Consider the following 17,202-nt stretch of genomic DNA (forward strand, 5'->3'; position numbering starts at 1 on the left):
ATGTTTCACGCGGAGATCGGCACCGTCACTCGTCGACGAACACCTTCTTGATGCCGTCCGCCGTCTGGACGAGCTTGAACGGTCGGAGCCCTCCCTCCCGCAGCGGGTTCTCGCGCCAGATGAGCCCCATCGCGTCGAGGAGGCGACTGTATTCGTCGCTGAAGGGAACTGGACCTTCCGCAACGGCGCGGATGAACTGGAGCGGCGGACGGTACTTGTGGTCGTTCACGTAGTGGTAGATGAGGTTCGGAGCGGCGAACACGTCGCCTTCGGGCGAGAAGACGCGGATCTCACCAGAGCCCAGCAGCAGCCCGGCGTCGCGCTTGAAGAATGTGTTTTCAGGGCGCGCGCACAGTTCGCAGTCGTGCAGGCCGCGCGTCGAGTTCACGATCACCCTGCAGTAGGCCCAGAGCTTCTCAAGGAACGCGGGGGAGGGTTCCTCCGTGGGGAAATCGTGAGCCGCGTCCAGCCATCCAACGTTCATGGTCTCCGGGCCGGGTGCGTCCGGAGGAAAGTAGGTGTACGCGGAAAGGTCCTCGAAATGGGTCATTTACCGACTCATGAGCGGTCGTAAGCAGGCGCCGCTATTGCAGAAAGCACCGATCGTTGTTCCCGGTCCTTCCAGCATCGCCGAGATCTCCGAAACAGATAGTAGCGCAATATCGTGGATATTTACCCCCTCGGTTCCGCCCCACGTCGCCAGATCTTCCGCCAGCAGTGCTGCGTCAGGTCTCATCACGCCGGCTTCGCTGCCATGAACCCCGGTAAGGATGTCGACGGGGCCTCCTCTCATCAAGCCTGTGTTGACGTGTCCTGCGAAATCGCCTCCTCGCACCCGGCCCTGAGCGGTTACGATCAGTCCGCCAGCCGGATTCTCGACGCTAGAAACGACCCCGCCCAAGTCGTTGATACCGCGTACTGCGCCTTGTACGGCACCCTGTTCCGCGATAGGGGTTGCGAGCGCAGCGATCCTTGGAACCGCGAGTGCGAACCCAGCTTCGATGATCGGGCCCGCCCACACCTGCCCCACGAGCCCGCCGAGCGCCCGGCTTGCTTCGAAATGGTACTCGAGCGGCGCGTTCGGAACGGATGCTTTCTCGAACGTCTCGAGGAAGCCGTCGTACGCCTCGTCCAAGCCTGTGAGTGTCGCGTATCCGAGGTACAACGCGCCGACTACGAACACGGGCGGAGCGAATACGAGGGTGCCTGCAGCCACCCCGAGGCCGACCACCCCCGTCACGACGGCTTCGGCGGCCCCAGCGGCGAATCCGCCCGCCGATACCATGGCCTCCTGGAGGTCGCGGCCCGCTGGCTCGCCATAGCCGGGGGGAACGTGCAGTCGTGCGCCAGCCCGGGGGCCCTCGATGTGCGTCACCAGAGGGGCGGTCGCGTCGGAATTCGATGCTTGGCCTGCGGCGCCAGCACCCGCAGTTTCTGCGGTTCCCGAGTCACTCGGGGCCGAAGTGTCGGCGGAATCGGACGACGGGTTGTACCAGCCCTCGATCTCCCGAGCGCGTCCGTCGCGCGTGGGTCGCGCTGGCATCGTCCACGCGTGGATCCATGTCTCGTCCCACCCCGTCGGATCAATCAGCGCGAACGGGCTATTTCGGACGTACGAGTACCGATTCAGACGCTGCGAATCGCCACCGCTCAGTGGATCGGGTGACAGGAACCGGCGAAGGCGCGGATGGTACCAGCGCCCACCCATGTTGATGATTCCGAGATCGGCGTCGTGCTCGTGGCCGGTGTAGCCGCTCCGCACGTCGTCGCTGGGCGCTCTTCCGGTGACGTGACCCGCTTCGTCGAGGACCCCTCCGAACGCATCGTACCGGTGGTGTTTTGGCCCTTCGCCGTCGAGCATCGAGGTCTCCACCGAGCCTTGCGCGTCAGCGAGGAGCCACCTGGTGCGCCGCTCGGTACTCCATCCATCGCTGACGGTCTCTACCTGTGCGACGACGCCCGCGGGCGTAGAGATCATCACGCGCTCGACGGTCTGCTGATCGGTCGACTCGCGCTCCCACGCACCGGAATACCAGACGGAGTGCGACTTGTCCGTCACCCGTCGGGCCCTCGCACCACTCGAATCGTAGTCGAACGTCACCTCGCCCGACGGACCCCACGCATGTCGAGGCAGGCCGAGTTGGTTGTGCTCGAGTTGAAGAGTGCCAGCCATCAGCACTTCGCCAGCGTCGTTGTACTCGAGCTCCTCCTCGGTTCCGTCGGAATAGCTGATCCTTCGCGCGCCATGGGGGCGCGGTTCACCGGGCAGCGGGTACTCGATCTCGGCGTCGTGCGTGAACTCGAGGTTCCCGGAACTGCTGTACTTGAAATAGTCGCGCTCGTTGCCCTCTTCGGAGATCGAGTGGACGCGGCCGAGCGGATCGTGAACGAACGTTTCTTCACGTCCGGTCAGCGAATCAGCACGGAACGTGAGGAGTCCCCGGGCGTCGTACTGGTAAGTGAGGTCCTGCAGCACGTCGCCAAGCACGTGGCTTTGGATGCTCTCCACCTCGCCGGTAGGCCCGTACGAGGTCGATCGCTCGATCGAACCGATCAATTCGGTTCGCGGTAGTGCACGAGCACTCTGGTCTACGAGTCTCCAGAACTGCTCACCGGAGTTGCCCGTAACCGCGGTGATTTGTCCGCTGTCGTCGTCATGATGGTACTGGACGACGACAGGGGTCCCGGAGAACAGCGTGGGGTGCTCGACGAACTCGAGTCGGCCGAGGTCGTCGTAGCGGAATCCCGTGGACAGAGTCTCCCCGTCGATGGTTCGATGAGTCCACTTGACGCGACCGAGATCGCCGTACTCGATCTCGTCGCGTACGCCGTCACCACTGAGCGTGTAGTGCAGAAGCCCGAGGGCGGGCGAGCCGTTGGGGAGAAGCGCTGTATCCCACTCCCACGTATCGACCACGCCATCTGACTCCCGCCACCGCTCCACCATCCGACCGAGCGCGTCGAACGTGAAGCTCGTCTTGCGTTGCTCGCTGTCGGTGATGAGCTGCGGCTGCCCCCACGCGTCGTACGCGAAGTGCGACGTGCCCGCGTCAGGATCGATCAGCGTGACGCGCCGTCCCAATGCGTCGTAGAGAATGTCGGCGTGATTGCCGTCGACGTCGGTCACGGACCGGAGCTCGCCCGCCGCACAGTACGTGTAGGACGTGCCGACGAGCTCGTCGGGACCGATCACGTTCGCGAGCAGTCCCCGCTCGTCCTCTACGCGTTCCCACGTGTGGCCGAGAGCATTGCGGATGATCGTGCGGCCCGGCTTGTAACTGAACTCCATTGCCCGGCCCGCAATCGGACTCTCCACCCGTCGAATCCGGTCGAGCTCATCGTAGTGGTAGGTCGTCTGCGGCGGATTGGTCTCCACCGGATCGTGTGGCTCGGTCACCCACGCGACCCTGCCGCGATGATCGTACGCAAGGTCGGTGCGCGACCACGCGTCGCGGAGTCTCGTCTCTCGGGCGATCGGCCGGCCAAGCCGATCGAACGAGATCACTTCTGCGCCGGCAACATTCGAAGTCGTCCGAACGTCGTACGCGACGCCCGAAACAGCACTTCGTTCGTAGCTCACCTCACTCGCCGGACCGAGCTCGGACCAGGTCGTACGCGGACGCGAGAACCCGTCGAACTGACGCGTCGAGGAGATGCCGTTCGGATCCACCGTCTCGTAGAGGAGTCCACGTGTTGGTTCGAAATGAACGAAGGTTTCGTGTCCGAGAGCGTTCGTGGTCGCCGTCGGGAAATAACCCGTCCCATCCCATGCCACGGTGACGGTTCGTGTTTCGCCGTCGGCTACGGTCTCGACCTGAGCGAGGTTGTGGAAGCGGTCGAAATCGAACTGGTACGTGGTGCGAACTCTCGTCGCAGGATCAGTGTCGTTGAGAATTGACGTGATGAGTCGACCGATCGCCCAGTCGTAGTCGAAGTCTTCGGTCTGGTCTCGGTCGCAGCCGGTCGCGCCCGTGCTCATCTGCGTGCGACGCCGATCGACGCGCCCGACTTGCCACGTCGCCACTGTGTCGTGCACCCAGTCGGTCCGCACCGTCCGGGTTGCTGATCCCTCTGTGGTTATCGACACGCTCGGAAAACCGAGTACGTCGAACTCATCGTATTCGATCGTCCGCGTCCGCTCCGGCGACAGGTGAGCGAACGGGTCCATCCCGGCAGACGGGAGGGTCGTACTCTCGTACCGCTCCTCCGTGATGTGTTGCGTTCGAACCTGAACGACTCCCGCGATCGGGTGTGCCGTGACTCGCTCGGTCGTCACAACGGTGCCCTCGAAGACGGTGGACGTCTCGGGGTCCGGCGTCGCGGAGCGCCACGTCCTCACGAGATGCGGTGAACGCGCTCGCGGATACGTTCCGGTGCTCGCGTCGCGCGTCTCGTTGTCGTACTTCGTCTCGACCGTCACTCCCGATGTCGAGTCTCGGACCAGCACCCGAGCGAACCCGATCCAGCCACCGCCTTCGAGGTCGACGCGACCGTCTTCGTACTGATACGCGCGCTCACGCGTCCCCAGCAAGCCGTCATCGTCGCGCGTTCCCGCGACGACGATTCGCGAACTGGTCACGCAACGCTGGGGATAAGTACACGAACGCCCAGGCGTGTAGACGGTCGGATCGGACAGGTTGCGATACAGGATCTCGCGCCGCGCGCCCAGACCGTCGACGATGCTCTCGATCAACGGCGGTTCGCTTCGTACGTTGTGGAAGAACGTCATCGGCGTCCGATACCACTCGCCGGCATCCTTATCGCGAGTGATGTACTGAAGCAGATCGAGCGCGCCGTCTCCGTCGCCGTCTAGAGCGATCGTCGAGGGGTTCCACCACGCGTGATCGTCGGTCCGTCGCAGAGCGTCGAGGACCGCTGTGGTGGGGTATTCGACGAGGTCGTGACTGGACAGCGAGTCGAGCGTCCAAATCTCCTCATCTTCCCACCGCCAGAACCAGCCGTCCCACGGATTCGCGCAGTCCTGGACGTTCGGGTCGCAGTCCTCGAAGACGTTCGTGCCGTTACGCGGCAGCGTGGACGCCAGGAGGTCGCCTCGGCCGTCGCCGTTGAGGTCGAATCCGAGCATCCGAAGCGGCACGCGATAGGTGCTGGTAGTCGACCCGTGAGTGCTTGTGCGGACGCGACGTCGCAGCGGCAGGTATGGGTCGTCCGTGTTCATTGCGAAGCGAGTACCGTCACCCATAGAGATGGCACGTTGGAGGCACGCTGCCTGAGGATCCGACAGCCCCGGCACACATCCGATCAGGCGGCGCGAGGCATCCCGATCGTGCCAGTGAGAGCTGACGAGGTCGTGGTTCCCGTCGCCATTGAGGTCGACCGGAATCCAATCTCCGCCTCTCACGTTGGTGTCTTCGACGACCGCAGTGCCAGCAGCGGAGTCCCACCTCAGCACCCGACGGAAGGAGTCGTCGACCCCACCTCCACTCTCGTAGGGCTCAGCGATGAGTAGTTCTTCGGCACCATCGCCGTCAAAGTCGGCGACGACGGGGTGACGCGCGAGAGTCGGACGATCGCGAATCGGATCGTCCCAATCGAAGTTCGACGAGAGCGCACGGCCGTACTCCCACGCGCACTCAGTGGGCGATTCCGTGTGAGTAGGCGCCTCGAAACCGGAGTCGGTCCGCAGCGCGAATGCCCAATGTCCGCGCAGTCCGTCGAAATCACTCCAGTGATGTCGTCCGAAGTCGACGGAAGTGCTGGGGTCGACTTCGCAGAACGCGACGTCCTTACGGCCGTCTCCGTTCAAGTCCAGGAATTCGACACCGAATGCCCACGGCTCGCTGTCCGACCAGAAGTTCAGCTCGAGGCCCGACCCGACTGCCTCGAAGTTCCCGGTGCCGTCGGAGATCAACGCGGCGATCTCCACGTGGTCCGGTCTAGGCGGCACCGTTTCCAGGTACGCGATTACGTCGTCGAGGCCATCGGTGTTCCAATCGATGACCTCGACCGACTCATCTACGTTCGGCAGAAAGTAGCCGCGCCCGTCGGTGTCGATCGATACGAATGTCGTCTCCTGGAACGGAACGCTGGACGCCGACAGGGACCGCGAAAGCCGAGAGCTGGGGCGCCCCCATCGAACATTGGCTCGGAACTCGTCATAATTGTTGACGGCGGCGCGATACATCAGATCGTCGGCCCCGTCGCCGTTGGCGTCCAGTGCGAAGACCGGATTGAAGTCGTGGCACCACCGCTCTTGTTCGCCCGTAGCACCGAACGGGAAGATGCCGGAGACGAACGCCAGCCAGGGAGTTGGATTGGAACCGGGTTCCGAGCACTGGAAGCGCGGTCGACCGACGAATCGGTTGAAAACCATGTCCCAGCGCTGGAACGTGGCTTCGTCGTAGCGAGGATCACGCACGCTGTCGGTGGGTGCGTTTGGCCCGCGATCGCCCACCGACCGCTCACGCCATCCGAACCTCGTGGGAGGGAGACACACTGCACCGGTCGTGTCGTGGTCCGCTGCGGTCACCGGAGGCGCGTTCGTACAGAGTTGGACGGAGTCGAGTCTGTATCGATGGGAACGCGGATCTTCTCCGCCGCGGAGTCGGTACTCGTGTACCCATTGCCCGGCGACGGAGGTAACGATTCGCTCGAGTGGGAACACGGACGGCGCCCACCAGAGAACGCCGTGACGGAAGCCGTCGGAAGGCGTCGCTGACTCGATCAGTCCGCCACCGGAGGCGGCTCCGGGGTCCAGGTCAGGTGAGAATGGCTCACCGATGCTTGCTCGACGCGGAAGCGCCGCGTACACGAAGTCGACTCGGCGGTCTCCCGCTTCGATCGTGTCCGCGTCAACGCGGAACCCGGTGTAGACAATCGACGAGATGCGAACGAGATCACCGACGACTACGTCGCTTCCGAGGCGGTGACCGGATGGCGTGACGTGCTGGTACTGGTACTCGATCAGATTGCCGATCAGGTCGTACTCGCGCTGTAGGAGCCACGTCTCTGCGACACGTCCACTCGCGAGCGGAACCTCGACGCGAGCGTTTGCGGTGGCCCCGTACTCGCGTCGTCGACCATCGGGGAGCTCGACAAGGAATCCAGCTGGGCCAGCTACTGCGGCCGAGTCTCGCGGCAGCTCACGAACACGTCGCAGCGCGTCGGTTGCAGGGCGATACCTCGCCGCGGGCGCGCCGTACGTTGATCCGGGCTCGACGACGAGCCGATCTCCATCGAGACAGAACCGGTCTTCGTCGGTGAGGGAGACGGAGCGACGCTCGCCGTCTTGTGCGAACGTGCGTGCGCACCGACTGATGGCCGACACGCCGGTGAGCGAAAAGCCAACGCCGAGGGCCGACTCCCCGCCGCTACTTGAGTACCGGAGCGCGAGGGCGGGCTGGACGCCTCCTCGCCCTGGCGGCACCTGGACCGGAATCGCGTACGTGAAGTTGCCGTCAGGATCGACATCGGCAGTCGCGGCGATCGTTCCGACGGCGGCGGTCGCGACAATCGCGTCCGCGGGCGTTAGCGTCGCCGACACTGGCGCATGTGCATCGAGTCGCTCGCCGTTGCAGGCGAAGATCGTGGACGCGACCACGAACAGAGAGAGTGACCGAATTGGCTGTCGCATGTGATGGCTCGCAACCGAACGGATACCTGCCTCGCGAGCACTGAGCAAGAGCACGATTCGAATTCGCGACCTTCGGATGCCGCAGGAAAGTTGCGTGGCACGCACACAACGCGCCCCGATCGCACCATGACGCCGTTCAGCGTTCCGGCGCTCACCAGCTCAGCGTGGCGCCGACCTGGCTCCCGCCACCATCGAACGCGAGGCGCACGCCTTCGCCGAGATCGACGTAGATCGCCTCCTCCCACTCCTGCTGGATCGCCACGCCGAGCACGGTCAGCACCGCGCCCACGCCCTGCACGATCCCGAAGAGGATGTTGAACCACGCGTAGTCGCCGAGATAGTCGGTCAGACCGTACGCGAGCCACGGGCCCGCGACCGGGATCCAGCCGAGCCCGGTCCACGTGTCGAGATCCTCCGGGCACTCGAGCGAGACGCACTGCTGCGCGACACCGAGGCTGCCGAGACCGTGGATCAGCCATCCCGCGCCGAGCGCGATCACACCCGGCACCAGCAGCGCCATCGTCGGCGACGTGTGCACGACCGTGCGGACCGGCTGCGGCTGCGCCTGCTGCTGCGCGACGTACGGCGAGCCGTACGGCTGCGGCTGAGCCTGCGGCTGCGGCTGGAGCTGCTGCGGCTGGCCCTGCGCTGGCGCGACGTACACCGTGCCCTGGCCGTACACGCCGCCCGCCTGACCTTCACCCTGGATGACCACCTGCGCGCTCGCCGCGTTCGCGCAGAGCACACCCGCGGCGAGGACAAGACCGGCGAAGAGACGATTCATCTCGGACCCCCTGGCGAAAACGCCCGCTCGATACCCCGGAACGGTCGGCTGCGCCCGCGCGTCCCGCTCACGATCGCACGGCGATCGTGAGCCCATCTCCGATGCCGATCATGGCACTGGCTACGCGAGGGTCGCGACCGACCTTCCCGTTGAGACGGCGGATGGCCCGAGTGTCTTCGTCGTCGATCGACGGATCGATCACGGAGCCGCCCCAGAGCACGTTGTCGACGAGCACCACGCCGCCCGGGCGCAGCAGCGTCATGCAGCGCTCCCAGTACGCCTCGTAGTTGCGCTTGTCGGCGTCGATGAACGCGAGATCGAGCGTCCCGCTCTCACCCGCGGCGATCAGCGCGTCGCACGTCTCGAGCGCCGGCGCGAGCCGCAGCGACACGCGATCCGCGACGCCCGCGCGCGCCCACGCCTCCCGCGCGAGCTTCGTGTGCTGCTCGCTCACGTCGCACGTGATCAGCAGCCCGCCCGGCGCCATCGCGAGCGCCATCGCGGTCGAGCTGTACCCGGTGAAGCAGCCGATCTCGAGCACCTTCCGCGCGCCGAGCATGCGCACGAAGATCTGCATCAGCTGGCCCTGATCGCTGCCGATCTGCATGCGCGAGATCCCGCCGAGCTTCGCGGTCTCCTCGCGCAGCCACGCGAGCACCGGGTGCTCGGGCGGCATGCACGCGCGCACGTAGTCGTAGAGCTCCGGCGACAGACCAATCGCGCGCGACGACATGCTCAGCCCTCCTTCGCCTGCGCGACGAGCGCTTCGACCTCGCGCTGGATCCGATCGAGCCGCTCGGGCGTGCTCGCCTCGAAGCGCAGCACGAGCACCGGCTGCGTGTTCGACGCGCGCACGAGGCCCCACGCGCCTTCGCCGAAGAGGATGCGCGCGCCGTCGACGTCGATGACGTCGTGGGTCTTGCGATAGTGATCGCGCACGCGCTCGACGATCCCGAACTTGCGATCGTCCGGGCAGTCGACGCGGATCTCCGGGGTCGCGAACGTCTTCGGCACGTCGTGCAGCAGCTCGTGCAGCGGGCGATCGCTGCGCGCCACGATCTCGAGCAGGCGCAGTGCCGCGTAGATCGCGTCGTCGTAGCCGAAGTAGCGATCGGCGAAGAACACGTGCCCGCTCATCTCGCCGGCGAGCAGCGCGTGCTCCTCCTTCATCTTCTTCTTGATGAGCGAGTGCCCGGTCTTCCAGAGGATGGGCCGGCCGCCGTGCTTCGCGACGTCGTCGTAGAGCGTCTGCGAGCACTTCACCTCGCCGAGGATCGCCGCGCCGGGCCGCCGCGCGAGCACGTCGCGCGCGAACACGATCATCAGCTTGTCGCCCCAGAGCGTGTCGCCGCGCGCGTCGATCACGCCGATGCGATCCGCGTCGCCGTCGAACGCGATGCCCAGCTCGAGCCCCAGCTCGCGCACGGTCGCGACGAGCATCTCGAGGTTTTCGGGCAGCGACGGATCCGGGTGGTGCTCGGGGAACGCGCCGTCGGGATCGCAGAGCAGCGCGATCGGCTCGAGCCCCGCCGCGCGCATCGCCGCGACCGCAGCGGGCCCACCCGCGCCGTTGCCCGCGTCGATCGCGAAGCGCAGATCGGTGCGCGCCATCTTCACGTTGCCGCGCACGAACCCCTCGTACGCCGGCAGGATGTCGAGCTCGGTGCGCGTGCCGGGGGCGCCGATCGCGCGCTCGCCGATGATCGCGAAGTCGTCCTGCTCGATGATGCGCCGCAGCTCGAGGATCTCCTCGCCGGAGAGTGTCCCCTTGCCGCTCATGATCTTGAAGCCGTTGTCCTCGGGCGGGTTGTGGCTGCCCGTGATCTGCACGCCGCCGTCGAGCCCGAGGTGGAACACGCTGAAGTAGAGCAGCGGCGTCGGGACCATGCCGACGTCGGTGATCTGCGCGCCGGTCTCGAGGATCCCGCGCACCAGCGCGGCGTGCAGGCGCGGCGAGCTCAGCCGACAGTCGCGACCGACCGCGACGCGACGCTGTCCGCGACGCGCCCAGAACGTGCCGAGCGCACGCCCGAGCGAGAGCGCGAAGTCGTCGGTGAGATCGCGATCGGCGACACCACGCACGTCGTACTCGCGGAACACGAACGGATTCGGGATCGAGGCCATCAGCGTCTCCCACGGGCTCGCGATCGGCGATCGCGGCGTCGAATCAGAGCTTGTCTTCGCGCTTGCGCGCCTTCAGCGCGTCCACGACCGCGCGCACGTCCTGGGCGCGATCGCGCGGGACCACGAGCAGCGCGTCCTCGGTGTCGACCACGACGAGATCGCGCACGCCGATCAGCGCGACGACCTTGCCCTGCGGCGCGCGCACGTACGAGCCCGCCGCGTCGACGAGCACCACGTCGTCGCTCGATCCGCCGGGCGCGACCGCGTTGTTCTGCGCGCCCTTCGACGCGAGCTCCCACGCCGTCAGCCAGCTGCCGACGTCGGACCATCCGAAGTCGCCGGGCACGACCACGACGCGATCCTCTTTCTCCATCACGCCGTGATCGATCGAGATCGAGGGCAGCGTCGCGTACTCGGCGCGCACGACGTCCTGCTCGCGCCCTTGCTTCGCCGCGTCGTCGAAGCGATCGAGCGCCGCGCCGAGCCCCGGCAGGTGGATGCGGATCGCGTCGAGCACCGAGCTCGCGCGAAAGAAGAACATCCCGCTGTTCCAGAGGAACGAGCCCGACGTGAGGAACTGCTCCGCGCGCGCGCGGTTCGGCTTCTCGACGAAGCGACGCGCGCGGTACACGCCGGGCCCGAGCTCTTCGCCGACCTCGAGGTAGCCGTAGCCGGTCTCGGGGCGCGTGGGCTTGATGCCGAGCGTGACCAGCTCGCCGTGCTCGGCCGCGCCGAGCGCGCGCTCGAGGATCGTGAGGAAGCCCGGCTCGTCGCCGATGTGATGATCGGCCGCGAGCACCGCGACGATGCCGTCCGCATCGCGACGCTTCACGTGCGCAGCGGCCCAGCCCACGCACGGCGCGGTGTTGCGACCGACCGGCTCCGCGAGGACGTTCTCCGCGGGCACGTTCGGCAGCGCCGCGCGCGTCGCCTCCGCGAGGTGCTCCGCCGTCACGACCACCACGCGCTCCGGCGGGATGATCGGCGCGATCCGGCGCACCGTCTCCGCGAGCAGCGACGCGTCGCTCCCGGCCAGTGGAAGGAGCTGCTTCGGGTGCGCCTTGCGCGAGAGCGGCCAGAACCGCGTCCCCGAGCCGCCCGCCATGATCACGGCCCACGCGTGCTGCTTCGTCGTCATCGGAGCCGGCGGAAAATAGGCTCTTGCCGCGATCGAGGCAAACGTCACTCAGACGCGAGCGACGGAGCTCACTGGACGCTGGCCGTGATCGACATCGCGGTCTGCCACGCGACCACGCGGCTCGCGCGCGGCGGCGTGAGCGCGCCCGACAGCGAGCGCGCGACGCACGGCTCGAATCCGTCCTCGGCGACCGTCGTCTTCTCCACGGTGATCGTCGGCTCGTAGCTGTCGTACGTGCCCATGTCGTGGAGGCGCGTCGCGTAGCGAACGATCAGCGACGCCGACGCGCTGCGCTCGTGGCGCAGCTCCCAGTCCTGGATGAAGCACTCCGCGATCGCGCGGCGCGCCGCTTCGCCCGCGAGCTGCTCGCGCACCTGCGCGACGCCGGGGTCCTCGCTCTCCGGGAGCTCGACGTCGATCGCGAGCGCGTCGACCGTCGGGCGGCTCGGCTCCTGGGTGAAGAAGCGCTCGGCGGGCTCGGTGCGATCGAAGAGCGCGGTGTCGAGCCCCTCGAAGCGAAGGCGCGCGACGGCGCGGCGCACTTCTTCGCGCTCGGGCGAGCCGGGGAGCGACGCACGGAAGCAAGCATCCGCGCGTCGCGCGCCGCGCTCGCGACCCTCCGCGTCCGACGCGGTGCGCAGCACGAGCGACGCCGAGCCGCAGAGGATGTCGGGCGGCACCGGCGCGTGCGCAGTGTCGTAGTGCTCGATCGCCTGATCGAACGTGCGGATCGCGCCCTCCCAGTCGCCTGCCTCGACCTGCGCGCGCGCGGCGGTCGCGAGGATCTCGCCCGCGACGCTCGTGTCGCGATAGCGGCACACGCGATCGACGCAGATCTGATCGCTGGGGCAGTCCTCGCGGCCCATGCAGCTCGTGCCCGCGGGCGGCCTCGCGCTGCCGCGTGCGCCGCCGGGAGGACGTGCGCCGGGGCGCGTCGCATCGCCGGGCGCGGCGGGAGGCTGATCGAGCAGAGAGCCGCGCCGGTTGCATCCCGCGAGCGACAAGAGCGCCGCGAGCACCAGCGGCAAGGAGCGGAGCATCGACATGATCAGAACGCAGCCTCCAGCGAGAGCGTCACGATGAGCCCGTCGACGTTGGGCACGGCGACGCGACCATAGTGGAAGCTCGGGAAATCGTGGTGCAGCCAGTCGCCCTTGAGCAGCAGATCGAAGGAGCGCAGGAATCCGAGCGCGGCGCCCTCGGCACCGGACGAGATCGTGTACGCGATCTGGGCGCCGACGAGCGTGCTCCACATCGGTGAGAGCTCGCGATCGCCGGTGAAGTACTGACCGCGCGGCGCGAGCGCGTAGTCGTCGCTGTAGAACGCGGCGCCGGTCTGGTTGTAGTAGCGGCCGCGCACGCGGATGCGCAGCGAGCCCTCGATCACCTGCTCGTACGCGAGCTCCGCGGTGATGCTCGTGACGTCCCAGGTGTCGCGATAGCCGCGCACGTTCGCCTGGAGCGCGCCCGAGAGCGGCTGGAGCCACAACCGCGCGCCGAGCGCGGCCGCGTAGCGCGCGCGGAAGTCGGGGTGGTGCTCCTGGGCCGCGGTGCGGCCGAGCCACACCGCGCGATACGGGTTGCTCTGGAAGCCGTCGACGAGCTGCGCGGTGATCGTGAGCTGCGTCGTGAAGATCGGCGCCCACGCCTGGGTCCACGAGCCCTGGAACGTCTGGAGCTCGACCGGCCGCTCGGTGAGATCCTCGCTGTCGCCGAAGCATCCTTCGGAGCTCGCGAGGCGACGTCGATCGACCGGCTCCTGGTTGCGCGGCTGGAACACGTCGCAGACCTCGTCCCAGCCGCGCGCATAGGAGAGATCGAACGCGGCCGTGCGCTCGAACGCCTCGGCGCGCGCGCCGAGCGTCATCGCGTGGCTGCGGTAGTCGTTCTCGAACCCGTACGCGTAGCCGGCGCGGATCGAGCCGTAGTCGCTGCGCACCTCCGCGCCGCCCGAGATCACGTTGCGGAAGTCGAAGAGCTGCGTCGCGGTCGAGATCACGTCGACCTCGGCGGACGGTGCGTCGACGACCGCGACGCTCGCGCCGCTCACGATGTCGGCCTCCCAGCCCGCGCGGATCGTGAGCTCTTCGATGGGATCGACGGACGCGCGCACGCCGGGCGTGACGACCGTCATGTTCAATGGACCGCCGCCCTCGTGGTAGAGCGTGCCCGCGACGCCGATCTCGCCGCTCTGCGCCGACGCGACGCTCGCGATCACCAGGACGAGCGAGCACGCGATCGCGAGCGCACGCGCCATCAGTTGCACCCGCAGCCGCCGCCGGTGACGCCGGCTGCGCCGTAGCTGCCCTCGCGGTTCGAGAGCACGTGCGCCTCGTGCGCGCCGGCTTCGCCTTCGGAGCCGAACGTCATCGCGGGATCGGCCAGGAACTCGCGCTCCTCGGGCCGCACCGTCACGCACCCGGCGATCGTGCTCGCGAGCACGACGACCAGCACGAGCCACGCGCGCTCAGAAGAAGACCGTGAAGCCTGCACTGAGCTCCTCCTGCGCGACGTAGCGGTTCTCGTCGTAGATCGCCCACGCGCGCGCCTCGAGGCGCAGCGTGATGCGATAGCGGAACGCGATGCGGAGGCCGCCGCCCGCGTAGAGCGCGCCGGTCACGCCCGACTGCAACAAGAACGAGTCGGCGTTGGGATCGCTGACCACGAACCCACCGCCCGCGCCGAGGAAAGGCACGACCGGCGAGTCGGGGAACACGTTCACGAGCCCGCCGAGCGTGCCGATCATCAGCCGCCCGCCTTCGCCGACCGCGGCCGCGAGCGTCGCCTCGATGCCGATCTCGGGCGCGAAGTAGATCGTCGGGCGGATCGTCATGAACCCGTTCGGGTCGTTCACGCCGAGCACGCCGAAGCCGAAGTGCAGCTCGCCGGTCGCCTGGAGCAGCGGCGCGGGCGCGAACACCTCGGGAAGGAAGCGTCCCTGCGACGCTTCGTCCGCGGAGAGCTCGTGCGTGTACACCGCGTCGCCGGAGATCCACGCGTGGGTCGCGTCGGGCAGCTCGACGCGGAACCAGTAGCCGCGCGTGCCGCGCTCGACGATCGGGAACACGTCGCCGCGACGCGCGCTGCGCACGCCGCGGAACGCGGCGCCGGGCCCGCTGCGCATCACGGTGCGATCGACGATCACGCGCGCGAACACGCCGACGGGCGCGTCCTCTTCGGCGCTCGTGCTCTCCGCGCTCGGCGCTGGATCCTGCGCGTGCGCGATCGATGGAGCCGCGAGCGCGATCATCAGCGCGAGCAGCGCGCGCATCAGAGCCCACCTCGCGCGATCCACGTCGCGATCAGATCCGCCTCGGGCGAGGTCTCCGGGAAGATCACGCGCGGGTGCGAGTCGAGCCCCGTCGGACGTCGATAGAACGGGCTCGAGAGCGGATCGCTCTGCACCGTGAACTGCACCGCCTGGAAGTTCTCGACGTACTCCGGCGGCACCGTGCCCTCGACGCGATCCTCCGCGCACGTCGGCGGCGCGATGCCGGTCGTGTCGACCAGGCGCAGCGCCGATCGCGCGGTGTGGCACATGCCCATCTCGCCCGCGCCACCGCCCGCGCAGCCCTGCGGCTCGATCACCTCGGGCTGGATGCGGCAGTAGAAGAAGTCCTCGTCGAGCATCAGGTCGGGCGGGACGATGTTGTCGCCGAGATCGACCGTGCCGCATCCGACGCATCCGAAGAGCGCGACGAGCGCGGCGGCACGAGCGCGGAGCGACACGAACGGGAGACTGCCAAAGCCCGCTGCGCGCGGTCAACGACGGCTTCTCGACGCCTGCTCGCATGGCTTCGTCGCAGGAAGTAGGATGCTTGGCGATGTGTCGATCGCGACTCGCTCGCGCGACACGCCCAGGGGATCACGTTCGGGAGCACACGGGAGGGGAAAGCCCATGATGCGACGACGTTGGATGGTGGGAGCGATCGGGGGCGCGCTCGCGCTCGGTGCGTGTGGTGGCGGGACCAGCGCGAGCAGCACGACGGCGCAGACGATGCCCGTCGAAGAGCGCGCGCCCGCTGCGCCGGTGCATCGCGGACCGGTGAGCGCGCGCGGCGAGCGCGAGGTGAGCGCGACCGTGGGATCGTCGGGCGGCACGCTCGAGCTCGCGAACGGCGCGCGCCTGGAGATCCCGGCGGGCGCGCTGTCGAGCGACGTCGAGATCCACTTTCACGTCGCGCCCGACGCGCGCGAGGCGTGGGACGACGAGACCAAGCGCCCGCTCGGCCCCGTGCTCGAGATCTCGCCGGCGCTGCGCGCAGCGAGCGGTCAGTTCCGCGTCTCCGCGCCCGCGATCGCGCTGCCCCCGGGGTTCCAGCCCGCGGATCTCGCGCTCGGTCACGAGGAAGAGGTCGGGGACACGCACCTCGGTGGCGCGACGCAGACGCGCTGGCAGATGTGGCCCGCGCGCGTCGACGGCAGCCGCTTCGTCGCGGAGCTCCCGGCGCTCGGCGGGCACCGCGTGCAATTCGGCGTGTCGCGATGAGCGCGGTGGTGGCGCGCGCGAGCGGTCGCGATGCGAGCGACGTGGCGCGCGCCGCGGGGGTTCCGCGCGAAGCGGTCGAGCTCGCGTGGTCGTGCGAGGTGATCGATCTGCACCTCGAGTCGTTCATCCCGCCGCGCCTCTGGGGCTACGACCTGCTCGCGCGCAATCGGCTCGGGCCGCTCGGCGGGCGCTTCTTCGGGCACCTCGACGTGCCGCGCGCGCTCGAGGGCGGGCTCACCGGCGCGATGTGGTCGATCGCGACGAACATCGCGCGCGGCGCGGGAGCGCGTCCCGCGCTGCTCGAGGCGAACCTGGCCGCGCTGCAGAGCACGCTCGAGCGCAGCGGATCGATCGCGGTGGTGCGCACGCCGAGCGAGTACCGCGCGGCGCGCGCGCACGGGAAGCACGCGGCGCTGCTCGCGGTGCAGGGCGGCAATGCGCTCGAGGGCGCCGAGGATCGCGTCGGCGCGATCGCGGGCGGCGCCATCACCCGCGTGACGCTCGTGCACCTCTCGAACTCGATCTACGGCGACACGTCGAGCCCGCTGCGCCTGCGCGGCGATCGCGGCCTGACCGACGCGGGCCGCGAGATGGTGAAGCGCCTGAACGACGCGCGTGTGCTCGTCGATCTCGCGCACGTCAGCCCGAAGGGCTTCTGGGACGCGGTCGAGGTCCACGATCGCGCGCAGCCGCTGATCGTCACGCACACCGGCGCGAGCGCCGTGCACGCGATGTGGCGCAACGTCGACGACGATCAGATCCGCGCGGTCGCCGACACCGGCGGCGTCGTCGCGGTCATCTTCCACCACGCGTTCCTCGGTCGCGGCGTGCGCGACGGGCGCCGCGTGATCGATCACCTCGAGGCCGTGATCCGGGCCGGCGGAGAAGAAGCGGCCGCGCTCGGCAGCGACTACGACGGCGCGATCATCCCGCCGCCCGATCTCCGCGACGGGGCGCACGCGTACTACCGCCTCGTCGCGTACATGCTCGAGCGCGGCTGGACGCAGGACCGCATCCGCCGCGTGCTCGGCGAGAACTTCCTCCGAAGCTGGTCGCGCCTGCGCGCATGACGC

The 17,202-nt window shown here is 68.2% G+C and carries 13 protein-coding genes; 2 read left to right on the forward strand and 11 right to left on the reverse strand.

Features of this window, described 5'->3' with window-relative positions; translation table 11 throughout:
• Positions 1-25: 25 nt before the first annotated feature.
• From DB32_RS18810 to DB32_RS18860, 11 genes are all read right to left on the reverse strand, one after another.
• A complete protein-coding gene (locus DB32_RS18810) occupies positions 26-550 on the reverse strand; it encodes a DUF7919 family protein (RefSeq protein WP_053233842.1) in 525 nt (174 codons plus the stop codon).
• Positions 551-7,561 carry an RHS repeat-associated core domain-containing protein gene (locus DB32_RS18815; protein ID WP_169791481.1) on the reverse strand — a complete coding sequence of 2,337 codons (7,011 nt, stop codon included), beginning with the start codon at positions 7,559-7,561 and terminating at the stop codon, positions 551-553.
• A gap of 184 nt (positions 7,562-7,745) precedes the next feature.
• On the reverse strand, positions 7,746-8,378 hold the full coding sequence (locus DB32_RS18820; RefSeq protein ID WP_053233844.1) for a hypothetical protein: 633 nt from the start codon (positions 8,376-8,378) through the stop codon (positions 7,746-7,748).
• Positions 8,379-8,445: 67 nt separating this feature from the next.
• A complete protein-coding gene (locus DB32_RS18825) occupies positions 8,446-9,111 on the reverse strand; it encodes an O-methyltransferase (RefSeq protein WP_053233845.1) in 666 nt (221 codons plus the stop codon).
• Between the two features lie 2 nt (positions 9,112-9,113).
• Positions 9,114-10,502, reverse strand: coding sequence for a phosphomannomutase/phosphoglucomutase (locus DB32_RS18830; RefSeq protein WP_053233846.1), 1,389 nt, complete (start codon positions 10,500-10,502; stop codon positions 9,114-9,116).
• 43 nt (positions 10,503-10,545) lie between these two features.
• A complete protein-coding gene (locus DB32_RS18835) occupies positions 10,546-11,640 on the reverse strand; it encodes a mannose-1-phosphate guanylyltransferase (RefSeq protein WP_053233847.1) in 1,095 nt (364 codons plus the stop codon).
• 68 nt (positions 11,641-11,708) lie between these two features.
• The gene (locus DB32_RS18840; RefSeq protein ID WP_157069168.1) at positions 11,709-12,680 is read right to left on the reverse strand and encodes a hypothetical protein; all 972 of its coding nucleotides are present in this window, start codon (positions 12,678-12,680) and stop codon (positions 11,709-11,711) included.
• Positions 12,681-12,688: 8 nt separating this feature from the next.
• Entirely contained in the window at positions 12,689-13,897 is a 1,209-nt protein-coding gene (locus DB32_RS18845) for a DUF3570 domain-containing protein (protein ID WP_053233849.1), read from the reverse strand.
• On the reverse strand, positions 13,897-14,133 hold the full coding sequence (locus tag DB32_RS46885; protein ID WP_157069169.1) for a DUF4266 domain-containing protein: 237 nt from the start codon (positions 14,131-14,133) through the stop codon (positions 13,897-13,899). Before DB32_RS46885 ends, DB32_RS18845 begins: the two co-directional genes overlap by 1 nt.
• On the reverse strand, positions 14,108-14,911 hold the full coding sequence (locus DB32_RS18855; protein WP_053233851.1) for an SH3 domain-containing protein: 804 nt from the start codon (positions 14,909-14,911) through the stop codon (positions 14,108-14,110). The genes DB32_RS46885 and DB32_RS18855 overlap by 26 nt, the downstream gene beginning before the upstream one ends.
• A complete protein-coding gene (locus tag DB32_RS18860; RefSeq protein WP_053233852.1) occupies positions 14,911-15,369 on the reverse strand; it encodes a hypothetical protein in 459 nt (152 codons plus the stop codon). The genes DB32_RS18855 and DB32_RS18860 overlap by 1 nt, the downstream gene beginning before the upstream one ends.
• A 169-nt stretch (positions 15,370-15,538) precedes the next feature.
• Here DB32_RS18860 and DB32_RS18865 point away from each other — a divergent pair, with 169 nt between their 5' ends.
• Positions 15,539-16,129, forward strand: a complete 591-nt coding sequence (locus tag DB32_RS18865; RefSeq protein ID WP_053233853.1) for a hypothetical protein — start codon at positions 15,539-15,541, stop codon at positions 16,127-16,129.
• Positions 16,126-17,199, forward strand: coding sequence for a dipeptidase (locus tag DB32_RS18870; protein WP_053233854.1), 1,074 nt, complete (start codon positions 16,126-16,128; stop codon positions 17,197-17,199). Before DB32_RS18865 ends, DB32_RS18870 begins: the two co-directional genes overlap by 4 nt.
• Positions 17,200-17,202: the final 3 nt, after the last annotated feature.

The sequence above is a fragment of the Sandaracinus amylolyticus genome, from assembly GCF_000737325.1.
GTDB classification, from domain to species: domain Bacteria; phylum Myxococcota_A; class Polyangia; order Polyangiales; family Sandaracinaceae; genus Sandaracinus; species Sandaracinus amylolyticus.

What these genes read in the sequence shown, in the direction of transcription:
- DB32_RS18855 (WP_053233851.1), bottom strand. Translation starts at nt 14,911, where the DNA reads ATGCGCGCGCTGCTCGCGCTGATGATCGCGCTCGCGGCTCCATCGATC.
- DB32_RS18840 (WP_157069168.1), bottom strand. Translation starts at nt 12,680, where the DNA reads ATGCTCCGCTCCTTGCCGCTGGTGCTCGCGGCGCTCTTGTCGCTCGCG.
- DB32_RS18845 (WP_053233849.1), bottom strand. Translation starts at nt 13,897, where the DNA reads ATGGCGCGTGCGCTCGCGATCGCGTGCTCGCTCGTCCTGGTGATCGCG.
- DB32_RS18820 (WP_053233844.1), bottom strand. Translation starts at nt 8,378, where the DNA reads ATGAATCGTCTCTTCGCCGGTCTTGTCCTCGCCGCGGGTGTGCTCTGC.
- DB32_RS18865 (WP_053233853.1), top strand. Translation starts at nt 15,539, where the DNA reads ATGATGCGACGACGTTGGATGGTGGGAGCGATCGGGGGCGCGCTCGCG.
- DB32_RS18870 (WP_053233854.1), top strand. Translation starts at nt 16,126, where the DNA reads ATGAGCGCGGTGGTGGCGCGCGCGAGCGGTCGCGATGCGAGCGACGTG.
- DB32_RS18825 (WP_053233845.1), bottom strand. Translation starts at nt 9,111, where the DNA reads ATGTCGTCGCGCGCGATTGGTCTGTCGCCGGAGCTCTACGACTACGTG.
- DB32_RS18810 (WP_053233842.1), bottom strand. Translation starts at nt 550, where the DNA reads ATGACCCATTTCGAGGACCTTTCCGCGTACACCTACTTTCCTCCGGAC.
- DB32_RS18830 (WP_053233846.1), bottom strand. Translation starts at nt 10,502, where the DNA reads ATGGCCTCGATCCCGAATCCGTTCGTGTTCCGCGAGTACGACGTGCGT.
- DB32_RS18835 (WP_053233847.1), bottom strand. Translation starts at nt 11,640, where the DNA reads ATGACGACGAAGCAGCACGCGTGGGCCGTGATCATGGCGGGCGGCTCG.